This is a genomic window from Streptomyces sp. NPDC055140, from assembly GCF_053607285.1.
The window spans coordinates 1-11,589 of sequence record NZ_JBSGTG010000065.1 but is presented as its reverse complement, the minus strand read 5'-3'; the positions used below and the strand labels follow the sequence as shown (position 1 = coordinate 11,589).

Annotated in this window: 14 protein-coding genes and 2 pseudogenes; 8 read left to right on the top strand and 8 right to left on the bottom strand. The window is 68.1% G+C overall.

Annotated features, from left to right (window positions below):
- Both ACWFR4_RS46065 and ACWFR4_RS46060 read right to left on the bottom strand, forming a co-directional pair.
- Positions 1-680, bottom strand: a 680-nt coding sequence (locus ACWFR4_RS46065) for an IS3 family transposase (protein WP_453657632.1), incomplete at its 3' end; no start/stop codon positions are given.
- Between the two features lie 62 nt (positions 681-742).
- A pseudogene (locus ACWFR4_RS46060) lies at positions 743-967 on the bottom strand (transposase); the annotation flags it as partial.
- On the opposite strand from ACWFR4_RS46060, the gene ACWFR4_RS46055 reads away from it, so the two are divergent.
- Both ACWFR4_RS46055 and ACWFR4_RS46050 read left to right on the top strand, forming a co-directional pair.
- On the top strand, positions 885-1,319 hold the full coding sequence (locus ACWFR4_RS46055; RefSeq protein WP_453657630.1) for a group II intron reverse transcriptase/maturase: 435 nt from the start codon (positions 885-887) through the stop codon (positions 1,317-1,319). The pseudogene ACWFR4_RS46060 and the gene ACWFR4_RS46055 sit on opposite strands and share 83 nt — an antisense overlap.
- Positions 1,298-1,612: an HNH endonuclease gene (locus tag ACWFR4_RS46050; RefSeq protein WP_453657628.1), complete on the top strand. Its 315-nt coding sequence runs from the start codon at positions 1,298-1,300 to the stop codon at positions 1,610-1,612. The genes ACWFR4_RS46055 and ACWFR4_RS46050 overlap by 22 nt, the downstream gene beginning before the upstream one ends.
- Before the next feature lie 455 nt (positions 1,613-2,067).
- On the opposite strand, the gene ACWFR4_RS46045 is transcribed toward ACWFR4_RS46050, so the two are convergent.
- The 6 genes from ACWFR4_RS46045 to ACWFR4_RS46020 form a co-directional block, all read right to left on the bottom strand.
- Entirely contained in the window at positions 2,068-3,342 is a 1,275-nt protein-coding gene (locus ACWFR4_RS46045; protein WP_453657626.1) for a COG4705 family protein, read from the bottom strand.
- 38 nt (positions 3,343-3,380) lie between these two features.
- Positions 3,381-4,649, bottom strand: coding sequence for a sensor histidine kinase (locus tag ACWFR4_RS46040; protein WP_453657624.1), 1,269 nt, complete (start codon positions 4,647-4,649; stop codon positions 3,381-3,383).
- The gene (locus ACWFR4_RS46035; RefSeq protein WP_266567746.1) at positions 4,640-5,293 is read right to left on the bottom strand and encodes a response regulator transcription factor; all 654 of its coding nucleotides are present in this window, start codon (positions 5,291-5,293) and stop codon (positions 4,640-4,642) included. The genes ACWFR4_RS46040 and ACWFR4_RS46035 overlap by 10 nt, the downstream gene beginning before the upstream one ends.
- Before the next feature lie 269 nt (positions 5,294-5,562).
- Complete coding sequence (locus ACWFR4_RS46030; protein WP_453657622.1) at positions 5,563-6,813, bottom strand: IS3 family transposase; 1,251 nt, start codon at positions 6,811-6,813, stop codon at positions 5,563-5,565.
- A complete protein-coding gene (locus tag ACWFR4_RS46025) occupies positions 6,810-7,109 on the bottom strand; it encodes a transposase (protein WP_114041739.1) in 300 nt (99 codons plus the stop codon). The genes ACWFR4_RS46030 and ACWFR4_RS46025 overlap by 4 nt, the downstream gene beginning before the upstream one ends.
- 272 nt (positions 7,110-7,381) lie before the next feature.
- Positions 7,382-8,425, bottom strand: coding sequence for a sodium-dependent transporter (locus tag ACWFR4_RS46020; protein ID WP_453657634.1), 1,044 nt, complete (start codon positions 8,423-8,425; stop codon positions 7,382-7,384).
- A 210-nt stretch (positions 8,426-8,635) separates the two neighbouring features.
- Here ACWFR4_RS46020 and ACWFR4_RS46015 point away from each other — a divergent pair, with 210 nt between their 5' ends.
- From ACWFR4_RS46015 to ACWFR4_RS45990, 6 genes and pseudogenes are all read left to right on the top strand, one after another.
- Positions 8,636-9,475 (top strand): COG4705 family protein, encoded by an 840-nt coding sequence (locus ACWFR4_RS46015; RefSeq protein ID WP_453657620.1) that lies wholly within the window; start codon positions 8,636-8,638, stop codon positions 9,473-9,475.
- Between the two features lie 60 nt (positions 9,476-9,535).
- Positions 9,536-9,700 (top strand): hypothetical protein, encoded by a 165-nt coding sequence (locus ACWFR4_RS46010; RefSeq protein WP_453657618.1) that lies wholly within the window; start codon positions 9,536-9,538, stop codon positions 9,698-9,700.
- Positions 9,697-9,807: a hypothetical protein gene (locus ACWFR4_RS46005; RefSeq protein ID WP_353963589.1), complete on the top strand. Its 111-nt coding sequence runs from the start codon at positions 9,697-9,699 to the stop codon at positions 9,805-9,807. Before ACWFR4_RS46010 ends, ACWFR4_RS46005 begins: the two co-directional genes overlap by 4 nt.
- Before the next feature lie 14 nt (positions 9,808-9,821).
- Complete coding sequence (locus ACWFR4_RS46000) at positions 9,822-10,460, top strand: hypothetical protein (RefSeq protein ID WP_453657616.1); 639 nt, start codon at positions 9,822-9,824, stop codon at positions 10,458-10,460.
- 101 nt (positions 10,461-10,561) lie between these two features.
- Positions 10,562-10,933 (top strand): hypothetical protein, encoded by a 372-nt coding sequence (locus ACWFR4_RS45995; RefSeq protein ID WP_453657636.1) that lies wholly within the window; start codon positions 10,562-10,564, stop codon positions 10,931-10,933.
- Positions 10,934-11,099: 166 nt separating this feature from the next.
- Positions 11,100-11,506 (top strand): annotated as a pseudogene (locus ACWFR4_RS45990) (transposase); the annotation flags it as partial.
- Positions 11,507-11,589 lie beyond the last annotated feature (83 nt).

Genomic DNA, 11,589 nt, shown 5'->3' with positions numbered 1-11,589 from the left:
TCCCGCAGGCGCCTCCGGCACCTTCTGCTTCTGGTCTCGTTCCATCGCATACCTCCGTGATCAAGGTGTTGCGACGACCAGTTGAATCCGCCTTGACTGCCGCTATCGGAATGAAATATGCAGCCTTCGGCGAGGTCGATATTCCGGGCCGCCATATCGAGTGCATCCGATATGAGAGAGGTCTTCATGTGGTCAGCCATCGCCCAGCCGACCACAGCTTTGGTGTGGCAGTCGATGACGGTCGCGAGATACAGGAACCCGGCCCAGGTGTGAACATAGGTGATATCGCTGACCAGTTTGCGCCCGGGAGCGTCAGCGGTGAAGTCACGGGCCAGCAGGTCGGGCGTGGCCGGCGCCGCATCATCGGCGATCGTGGTCGCCCGCCAGGGCCGCGGCTGGCATGGCACCAGGCCGAGCTCGCGCATCAGCGCGCGGACCAGTTCCGCTCCGGCCTGCACGTTCATCCGCTGGAGCGCGGCGTGGACACGCCGGTAGCCATAGGTCTCCTGCGAGTCAGAGAAGACCTGGAGGATGACGGCCCTCAGTTCCGCACGGCGCTTCGCGGTGGCCGACAATGGCCTGGACCTCCAATGGTAGAAGCCCGACGTGGATACTCCCGCCCAGGTGCACATCTGCTGCACGGGAAAGTTGTCGGCCTCGCCGTCGATGAACTCGTACACCGGTATTCCTGGGCGAAGAAGGCCGCCGCTTTTCCCAGGAACTCGGTCTTCATACGGAGTTCCCGGTTCTCGCGTTCCAGTTCGCGCAGGCGAGCGCGTTCGCTGATGTTCAGGGGAGGCTCCTCCCCGGCGTGCTCTTGCCGGTACCGGCTGACCCAAGTGCCCAGCGTTCCCTCGTTCACTTGTATCTCTCGGGCGACCTCGGTGATCGGGCGGGACTCCACGACCACCATCTTGACCGCCTCGTCCCGAAACTCAGGACTGAACTTCCTACGCTTCTGTGCCACGTGCTCTCTCCGCCGTTCCGGACTTCGATCCTATGGGGACCGCTGTCCGAGAACTTCGGGGCGCCTCAACTTCTCCATCGTCGCCCAGTACCAGGCCGAGTTCCGCGGGATCGCCGGTTACTACCAACTCGCATTCAACCTCCACCAACTCGACCGGCTGAAGCACGTGATGCAGCGCTCCCTGGTCAAGACGCTGGCACGGAAGTACCGCGTCCGCGTCCCCAGGATCTACCAGCGCTACCGGACCGTGCTGAAGACCGACCAAGGTCCCCGCCGGGGACTCCAAGTCACCGTCGAACGAAGCGAAGGACGAACACCGTTGGTGGCGCAGTGGGGCGGGGGGTCTCACTGAAGCGCAAGATCAGGATCGGCAGCCTCGACGATCACCCGACACAGGTGTGGAACAGCGGACGCAGCGAAGTCGTCAAGCGCCTGCTCGCCGACACCTGCGAGATGTGCGGGTCCCATGACGGTGTCGAAGTGCACCACATCCGGCACCTCAAAGACCTGAACGTCCGGGGGCAGGCTCCCAAGCCTGCCTGGGCCCAGCTGATGGCCGCGCGCCACCGCAAGACCCTGGTCGTCTGCCGTGTCTGCCACGAGAACATCCACTACGGCGGATTCCCCTCGCGGCAGAACTCATGAGAAGAAAAGGCACTGGAGAGCCGTGGTGCCCGGAAAGCGAGCATGCCCGGTTCGGTGGGGGCCGTTGGAAGAGGGCCTGGTCACAGGCACCTCACTGGCTGCCTACCCAACCGCACGTCCGGTTCGGGACGGCGGTCCAGGGAAACGGAACGGCAGTGATGCCGTCACCGCGCCCTGGGCCGACCGCACAGAGACAGGGTGGCGAAGTGGTGTGGGCGTGGGCAGTTCCCACCGAGATGCCGAAGCCGGCCGCGATCTCGGGGCGGTCGAAGCCATTGACGCCGGCTTCGACCGCTCCACGAGAGTCTGCGGACACGCCCGGGCTGCCACAAGCGGCCCCGGTCGCCTGCGCTGTCCGCGGCTCGTCGGCGTGTGCCGAGGCGGCGCGGTTCTCGGCGCAGCCCGGCACACCGAGCCCGACGGCCGGGTGGGCTGGCCGGGCGCTGTGCGGTCTGTCAGCCCATGTCCGTCAGGAGGGCGGTCAGTTCGTTCTCCTGCTGCGCAGTCGACATCGGCGGGTTCGAATGATCGATGCCGAAGGTCTTGAGCACCTTGTCCATCTGGGCGTCGATGGAGGTCCAGCCGGTCTGGTCCAGCGGCTGCAGCGAGCCCTGGTCGGCATCCCACAGGTCACGCAGTGACTGGGCGGCCGCGTGGGCGCCGGTAGCGTTCCCCGAGCGTGCGTCCTTGAGCGAAGTGGAGGCGAGGGTCTTCAGCGCTGCGACCTTCGCGGGCGGGAACTTCTTCACCGCCTGGCCGGGAGCCATCTGGACGGCGGAGGTGTTGTCGGTCTCCGGCGCCGGGCCGACGTGCGGCTGACCGTGGGCCCAGACCAGCAGGCCCGCGGTGGCGACGGCCAGCACTCCGAAGCCGACAAGCGCGGTGCGCTCCTTGCGCGGGTCGCCGGTGGCGTGTGCGGCGTGGGTCGCCTCGTGGGTCTCGCTCACATCCGAGCGCGTCACCGTCAGGTAGACCACCGTCGCCAGGATCAGGCCGAGGAAGATCAGGCTGGTGGTGAACGTGCCCAGCGCGATACCGGTCGGTTCGCCCGGGCCCTGGGCGACCTTGGGGGAGGCGAGCCAGTCGCCGATGTTCGCGCCCAGCGGGCGGGTCAGGATGTAGGCGAGCCAGAAGGACAGCACCGGGTTCGCGCCGAACCGCCACAGCGCCGTGATCGCCGCGATGAGGCCGAGCGGCAGCAACACAGAGACGCCCGGGCTCCAGCCGGTCAGCTCCAGGGTCCAGTCGCCGGTCGCGGTGCCGAGCGCGAAGGTGACCAGGACGGTCAGCCAGTAGAACGACTCCCGCGAGAGCGTGGTGACCGAGTGGATCGACAGCGTGCGCTCACGCAGCCACCACACGCCGAAGACCACCGCGAGCAGCACCGAGAAGACCGCGGAACTGATCCACAGCGGCACGTTCAGCTGGTCGGTCAGGATGTCGGTGTACAGGGTGCCCGTGACGCTGACAACGACCACGGTCAGCCAGTAGGGGAACGGGACGTACCGCTTCAGCCGCAGCTGGACGGCCAGGACCACGACGAAAACCGCGGTGAAGATCCAGGCCGTGTTCACCAGGCCGACGCCCAGCTTCATGTTGATCCAGTCGGCGAAGCTCTCACCCACGGTCGTGCAAAGGATCTTGATCACCCAGAACCAGATGGTGACCTCGGGAACCTTGTTGAGCATGAGACGCCCGCTGCGCGTGCGTGCTTCCGTTGTCGTTGTCATGCGGGGAGGTTTACGCGGGGAACCTGCAAGCAACCTGACTACGTGGCCGCACGCGCGGCTGGAAGTGTCACCTCGACGTGACCGCAGCCGTCCGCGATCGCGCGGACCTCCACACCGGCCGAGGCTGCGATGCGCCGGACCACCGGCAGCCCCAGCCCGTACCCGCCGCCGCCGGTCACACCCGCTTCAAAGACCCGGTCGACCTCCGCAGGATCGAACCCGGGGCCATCGTCCAGGACATCGACCACGATTGCCTCACCCTGGATGCGCGCGGTGATCCACACACGCGACCGCGCATGCCGCAGGCCGTTCTCCAGCAAGGGCGACAGCAGCGACACGGCGACGTCGGCCGCCATGGCAACCTCGGCCTTCGCGGGAAAGGCGACCTCGACCGCGCGGCCAGCGATCGCCCGCAACGCGGCGGAGCGGAGATCGCACCGGGTACCAGCGTCTGTCCGTGCGCGCGCGGCGCGCAGAATCGTCGTGATCGCCGCATTGAGGCGGTCCACCTCGCTCAGCACCGCCTCCGGCGCCACCGGCTCGCCGGACAGCTGCGCCAGCTGCGCCTCGGCCCGCAGGACCGTGAGCGGTGTCCGCAGTTCGTGGGCGATCTCGTCGGTGAGCCGGCGCTCGTCCGCCAGCGCGTTGTCGACGCGCTCCAGGAGGTTGTCCAGGGTCCGCCCCAGTTCTCCGAACTCGTCGCGGGGGACTCCGAGGTTGAAGCGGCGCCCGGGTTCGTGATGGCCCCAGTCGTCGGCGAGGGCGGCCATCTCCTGCACGACCCGCAGCGCGCGGCGCACTGCGAGGTGTGCGACACCACCGGCCAGGAGGATTGCGAGGCCGCCCAGGATCAGCGACAAGGTCAGACTGTGCTGCTCGGATGTCTCGTAGGGCGTGAGGTCCACCCGGACGATCACCATGACGTGGTGGCCGTCGATCGGGACCTGCCGCGCGTACAGGAGGTAGTTGTCGACGGTGGCGGTTTGCGATCGCCGTGAGCCTGCGAGCGCCTCGACGCGCTCGACCATGCTTGCCGGTACGTTCCCGTCGATCAGGCGGCCGTCGGCATACACCCAGGCGACCTCGTCCAGCGCCTCGCTGCTGTTCTCCGTCAGTACGACACGGCCGCCCACAGTGGTGACGTTCGCCGCGACCGCCTCGGCGCGGGTACGCGCCAGATCGTGCGCGTCAGCGTCCGTGACCCCGCTCAGCAGCACGTGCGAGAGCACGACCAGTATCGCGACCACGGCGGTGGCGATCAGCACAGTGAGCGCGACGACCCTCCTGCGGAATCCCGTCACTGCCATCGGTAGCCCACGCCGCGGACGGTCGCCAGACGCTCGGCCACACCCAGCGGACCGAGCTTGGTCCGCAGCCGGCGCACGAAGGAGTCGAGGGTGTTGTCGCTGACCTGCGCTCCGTGTGGCCAGCCGGCAGCGATGAGGGCGTGGCGGCGTACCGCGTCGCCCTGGGAGGCGATCAGGCGGCCCAGTAGCCGGAACTCGGTCGGGGTCAGGCTCTGGCTCACCGAGTCGTGGGTCACCACGTGCTTCGCCGGATCGAGGACGACCTCGCGCGGTGAGGGTGACACGGTGGCCCGGCGCAGCAGCGCTCGGACGCGGACCAGCAGTTCCGGGATGTCGAAGGGTTTGGTCATGTAGTCGTCGGCGCCGGCCTCGAAGCCGCCCACCTTGTGATGCAGGCCGTCCAAGGCGGTGAGCATCAACACCGGTGCGTCGACGCCGCGAGCCCGCAGGGCCAGGCAGACGTCGCGGCCGTCGGCGTCCGGGAGTCCGAGATCCAGGACGACCAGATGGGGCGCCGGTGCGAGCTGCCGCAGCAGGCTGTCGGCCGTGGCGGCGACGGAGATGGTGTGGCCGTCGTGCTCCAGGGCGCGCTTGAGGACGCCGCGGACCGCCGCGTCGTCTTCGCACACCATGATGAAAGCCACGTGCTGACCCTAGATACTTCCGTCCAAGTTCTCCATCTGCCCTGATCAGCCGCCTGACGGTCGGGATCGGGCCAGTCCCTTTGGCTGGTTTCGCGGCGGCCAGCCTGCTCTGCGGCGGCTGGCGCCTTCCCCCCCTCCTCCCCCATGCCCGCGGTGGTCCTGGGCCGCGTCCTGCAGGGCGATTTCGGCGCGCTCGTGACGGCGGCGGCGCTCGCCATGGTGGCCACCGGTTTCACCGGACCGAGGGAACGCGTCAGGACTTTCGGGGTCTACGCCACGGTCAGCGTCGGCGGTCCGGTGCTGGGGCTGCTCACGGGCGTGTCCCTGCCCGCGTGCCCGATTCTGGGCTTCAACCTGATCTTCGCTCTGGTCGCCCTGGTGGCGTCCGCGTACTGCCGCACGACGCCCCGGTGGACCGCACCGACACCAACGCCAACGCCGGTACCCCCTTCGACCGGCCTGCCCGGTGCGCTGCTCGGCTCCCTCGGGCCAGCCGCCCTCACCTTCGGCCTCACCCAGGCCCAGTGGTGGACCGACGGGGGCGACCAGCGGGTGGTCGGCGTGCTCGCTATCGGCCTCGTCCTGCTCACGGCCTTCCTGTGGTGGCAGAGTCCGACATCGAGCCCGCTACTGTCGCCGTACGTCCTTATGGACCGCAGCCTCCTCGGTGACTTCCTGACCGTGGTCCTCACTGGCGTCGGGGCGAGGGTCAAACCGCAGTTATAGAACGTCTCGATGAAGTCGAAAACGTCGGCGCGGGCGGTGGCCCGGTCGGGCCAGACTCTGGTGCCGATCTCTTCCTTGAGCAGGGCCCAGAAACTCTCCGCGGCGGCGTTATCGAAGCATGATCCGGTGCGTCCGCAGCTTTGTCGGAGGTTCAACTCGCGTATTTCACAGCGGAATTGGCTGCTGGTGTATTCGCTGCCGCGGTCCGAATGCGCTATGCAGCCGGGCCGGAGCCGCCCACGGCCGGCGGCCATCTTCAGGGCATCCACGACCAGGTCTGCACGGTGGTGGTCGGCCATCGAGTAGCCGACGACCTCGCGGGTGGCCAGGTCCAGCCAGCAGGCGAGGTAGAGCCAGCCCTCGGCGGTCGGGAGGCAGGTGATGTCGCCGACCAGCTTCGTGCCGGGGATCTCGGCGTGGAAATCGCGGCCGATCAGGTCCGGCGCCGGCTTCGCCTTCTTATCCGGCCGGGTCAGCGACCGCCGCCTGCGGCGATGGGCTCCCTGAATACCGTGCTCGCGCATCAGGCGGGCGACCCGCTTGCGGTTCACGCGCCGCCCCAGACGCCGCAGTGCGGCATGGATGCGCGGGACGCCGTAGGTCTGGCGTGAGCCGACGTGGATGACGGTGATCTCGTGTACCAGGGCCTCGTCGGCGGCCTTGCGGACCGATCGGGTCCTGGCCGCGGCGAGCCAGGCGTAGAAGGAGGAGCGGGCAACCTTCAGCAGCCTGCAGAGGAAAGCGACGCCGTGGGTGGTCTTCTCCGCCTCGATGAACGCGTACGTGTCGTTCACCGATCGCTCTCCTTCGCGAAGAAGACCGCGGCTTTTCGCAGCACCTCGATCGTCTTGGCCTGTTCGACGTTCTGCCGACGCAGCCGCCTGAGCTCCTCGCGCTCGGCCGTGGTGAGCTCACCCGGGGCTCCCTCGCCCCGATCTGCCTTGGCCCGGCGATACCAGCCGCGCAGGGACTCGGAGCTGATGCCGAGATCCCGGGCGACCGCCGTGACCGTCTTGCCCGAAGAGTCGACGAGCGCGATCGCGTCCCGCTTGAACTCCTCGGTGTACCGCTTCGTGTACTTGCTTCCCACCTGGCGCTACTTCCTCTGGAACCTCAGGTCCCAGTCTCCAGGTGTCCACGATCAAGGGGAAGGTTCAGTGGGGTGTGGTGGACGAAGCTGCGATGACCAGCTCGCGCTGCCAGGGGCTGAGAGCGGTGTTTCAGTGCGGTGCGAGTAGGCCACCAGTGGCTCACCCGTTGTGAGCTGACCTGGGCTGCCGAAGGCGACGTGCCTGATCGCGGTCGGGTGTCGAAACATGGGGCTTCCGGCTGCTTTGTGCGGAACCACCGCATGGCGGCTCGTCAGCGCGCGCAGAGCGGCGGGACCGGACCGACGGAGCGTCCGGGCCCCCGGCGTACGACTCGGTTCGCCGCCGTCTTTTGCAGCAGCCCGTAGGCGAGGACCGGCAGGAGCAGGTGCGGTCTGTCGGGCAGCGTGGCGGTGATCAGGACAGCGCTCGCACTGCTGTTGTTCATGCCGCAGGCGAGCGTGAGTGACGACGCCGCGGGGGTGTCCAGCTTCAGCAGGCGCGCGGCGCCGCCGCCGACCGCGAACGACAGCACGCAGACCAGCGTCGCCACGGCCAACGCGGCGACGAGCAGCAGCGGACGCGGGTGGGACAGGAAGGACCCCAGGGCGCCACTGGCGTTGATGTAGGTCAGGGCAAGCGAGCCGGCCAGGGCGACCGGTGCGACGACGCCGAGTACGCGGCTCAACCACGGCGCGGGCAGTGCCAGGCGGCACAGAATGCCGGCCGCACACGGCAGGACCACGCCGACCAGGGCGAATCCGCCGTGGGTGGTGTGCGCGGCCTGGGCGAGCGTGCCCGCGTAACCTCCGCTGAGCAGCGGCAGCAGGGCGCTGATGATCAGCGGGATGGTGAGCGGGCTGAGGAGGGTGGAGGCGAGGACGAGTCCCACCATGGTCGGCTGGTCGCCGTCGCCCTTGCCGGTCCATACGGTGGCTCCGGCGGCGACGGGCATGGCCACGATGAGGATCATCGCGGTGACCAGGCCGCTGCCGCCGTCAGTATCGGGGGTTTGGCGCAGCAGGAACGCGACGGCGGGGATGGTCAGCAAAGGGATCGCCAGGTGTAGGACAAGCCCGGCCAACAGGGCGATCGGGCGTCGCAGCAGGGTACCCAGGGCGCGTATGGGCACCTGCAGTCCGGCCGAGAAGAGCACCAGGGAGAGCAGGAGCGGTGCGGTGGCCACGGGCAGGTTGCCTGCCTCGCCGAGCCGCAGCGAGTGGGCCTGGCGCAGCCACAGCCCGGGCCCGGGCAGGAGCAGGGCGGCGGCGTAGGTCAGGACGACCGCGCGGCCGAGCCTGTCTCGCAGCCAGCTCATCGCCCGCTCAGTCGACGGTTGGGCGGCAGTTCGGGTGCTCAAGGCAGTCTTCCTCCGTCACAAGGGGCAGGGCGGGAAGGAACCCCGGTATGCGGAGGAGCAGGGAGTTGTTGTTCATGGGCTCATGCTGCGGGTGCGCGACGAGCGGTGCACCCTGTGCCGCGCGGCACTCAGGATGCATTCAGGTGTCCGGTGGCACAGTCGCTATTCATGACCTATGAAACGTCTGAGACCTCCGCGACCCCCGAGGCGGGCGGGGCTGCCGCTGTGGCGCGGCACCGGCTGCGCTGGAACAAGGTGCCCGAGATCACGGTCTACTTCTGGGTCATCAAGGTGCTGTGCACGACGGTCGGGGAAACCGCGGCCGATCTGCTGAACGAGAAGGCGGGCCTCGGCCTGACCGGTGTGTCGGTGCTGATGAGCGCGCTGCTGGCCGTGGTGCTGGTCGTGCAGTTCCGCACCAGCGCGTACCGGCCGGGCGTGTACTGGCTCGCCGTGGCCCTGATCAGCGTCGTCGGCACCCTGATCAGCGACAACCTCACCGACAACATGGGCGTGCCTCTGGAGACGAGTACGACGGTGTTCGCGATCGTTCTCGCAGTCGTCTTCGTGGTCTGGTACCGCCGGGAGCGGACACTGTCCATCCACCACATCGACACCACGAGCCGTGAGTCGTACTACTGGCTCGCGGTGCTGTTCACCTTCGCCCTCGGCACCGCCGCTGGTGACCTTGTCTCCGAGCGCATGGACCTCGGCTACTGGCTGTCCGCCGTCCTGTTCGCGGCGACCATCGCCGCGGTGGCCAACGCCCACTTCGGGCTGGGCCTGGACGCGGTGTGGAGCTTCTGGATTGCCTACATCCTCACCCGCCCGCTCGGCGCCTCGATCGGCGACTACCTCTCCCAGTCGACCGGAGACGGCGGCCTGGGCCTGGGCACCGTGATCACCAGCGCGCTGTTCCTGGCGGTCATCCTCGGCCTGGTCGTGTACCTGGGCGTGACGCGCAAGGACGTCGCCGATCCGGAGAGTGCCGCCCGACACGCGGCCTGACCTGCCTAACGGTCCGCATTCAGGAGGTTTTCAGGCTCTTTGTGGACAGGAGAATCGGAGTTGGAGAAACCGGAGGTCCTCACCGACCTCGACGTGGCAAGCACGTCGAATACGCCCAAGTCGGTGATAAAGAAGCTGCCCGAGGTCACCCTGGAGTTCTGGATCATGAAGATCGCCGCGACGACCCTGGGTGAGACGGGGGCGACCTCTTCGCGCAGACCCTGAGGCTGGGCTACTTCCTGACCACGATCGCGCTGTTCCTGATCTTCGTGGTGCCACTGGTTGTCCAGCTGCACTCCTCCCGCTACAACCCGTTCTCTACTGGACCGTGATCCTCGCGACCAGCATGGCCGGCACCACGATGTCCCACTTCATGAACCGCGACGCCAGCGCCAAGTACCACGCGGGCGGCGCGAGCAAGCTGGGCTGGGGCCAGCAGGGCCTCGGCCGGGGCTACCCCACCGGCGCGGCGATCCTCATCTCCGTCCTCCTGGCCATCTTCCTCGCCTGGAAGCTGAGCGGAATGACGTTCCTGATCCGCGACATCGTCACCTTCAAGGGCGAGTCCCTGTTCTGGTCGGCGATCCTCGTCTCCAACACCCTTGGCACTTCGATGTGCGACTTCCTTTCCGACAGCTCCGGCCTCGGTTACGCCGGCGGCGCGCTGCTCGTGACCGGGCTGCTCGCCGTGCTCGTGGCGCTGATGAAGGTGCCCGCGGTACCGAACGTGCTGCTGTTCTGGATCGCCTTCGTCCTCACCAAGCCAGCCGCCAAGGGCGGCCTGGACCTCGGTACCGCGGGCTCGTCCGCCGTCCTGCTCGCCGTTCTGTTCGGACTCACCCAGGTGCAGGAGCGCCGGAACAGGAAGTCCAGGACGGGCACGACATCGGTCCTTCCGGGGCCGTCGCCGGGTTCATTGCGTCATCGCGGGCATCGTTCAGGAGCGTGTCGCAGATCGTGCGCATCAACTCGGCTGACTCGGTGATCACCTCGTGGGCGCGTGCAGGGTGAGCGACCCCAGCAGCAGCGTGTCGGCCGAACTGCGGTAGCGCGCGAGGTCCAGGGCTGTGACAACGGGAGCGTGACGTGCCGGTACCAGCCGACGTAGCGGCGGACCTCGTAGTGGTCCAGGCGGCACGCGTTCTTCGCGCGCTGGAAGCCCGCCCGGTGTTCTACCTCCTCGCCGAAACCTGGACGCCGCGCCCTGCCGCTGACACCGTCCTGCTCACCACCGGCACCGAGTTCACCGCCCCCTCCCCCACCGCCGACGGCATCACCGGCGTACAACAGCACGCGTTCCTGTGGCGCACCGCCCCAGACAGGAGCGGACACCTCACCCGCACCGACACCCTCGCCACCGCCTACCCCCACGCCCGCGACCCCGACCGACAGGCCGCCCGGATCCGCGCCACACGCACCGTCTTCTGGGGAGCCAAACACACCCGCCACCACACCTGAACCAACAACAGTGCCAGAGGCACAGGCTCGCTTCACGCGTGCCCTTCCGTGACGTTGTCCCCTGCACGGCCGGAAGGGGGACCGCTCGGGACTGTAACTGATGGTTTCAGAATGAAGTTCGTTGTGGGGCTTGGCGGTTGGGTGGTGTGTCGGCAGGATTTGGTAGGTGTCTGCTGACCTTGTGCCTGATGATCTGTGGGATCGCGTCGTGCCGCTGTTGCCGGCTCGTCCGGCTCGGCGGCACCGGTATCCCGGGCGGTTGCCGGTGGATGACCGGTCTGCGTTGCGGGGCATCGTTTACGTGCTGTGCAAGGGCGTGAGCTGGCGGGACGTTCCCGCGGAGCAGGTCGGCTGCAGCGGGGTGACGGCCTGGCGGCGTCTGCGGGACTGGACCGAGGCGGGTGTCTGGCCCCGGCTGCACGAGGTGCTGCTGGCCGAGTTACGGGCTGCCGGGTTGCTCGAGATGGACGACGCAGCGATCGACGGATCGCACGTGCGTGCCCTCAAAGGGGGGCTCACACCGGACCTTCGCCGGTCGACCGGGCCCGGCCCGGAAGCAAGCACCACCTAATGGTGACTCACGGGGCCGGTGAAACCTGAAGCACCACCGGGTCTGGAACCCTGTGATCAGACGGGTTCACCGGCCCCGTCATTGT

Bases quoted from the DNA above. Each gene is read 5' to 3' on its own strand.
- ACWFR4_RS46045 (WP_453657626.1), bottom strand. From the start codon at position 3,342: ATGACAACGACAACGGAAGCACGCACGCGCAGCGGGCGTCTCATGCTC.
- ACWFR4_RS46040 (WP_453657624.1), bottom strand. From the start codon at position 4,649: ATGGCAGTGACGGGATTCCGCAGGAGGGTCGTCGCGCTCACTGTGCTG.
- ACWFR4_RS46020 (WP_453657634.1), bottom strand. From the start codon at position 8,425: ATGAGCTGGCTGCGAGACAGGCTCGGCCGCGCGGTCGTCCTGACCTAC.
- ACWFR4_RS46015 (WP_453657620.1), top strand. From the start codon at position 8,636: ATGACCTATGAAACGTCTGAGACCTCCGCGACCCCCGAGGCGGGCGGG.
- ACWFR4_RS46000 (WP_453657616.1), top strand. From the start codon at position 9,822: ATGGCCGGCACCACGATGTCCCACTTCATGAACCGCGACGCCAGCGCC.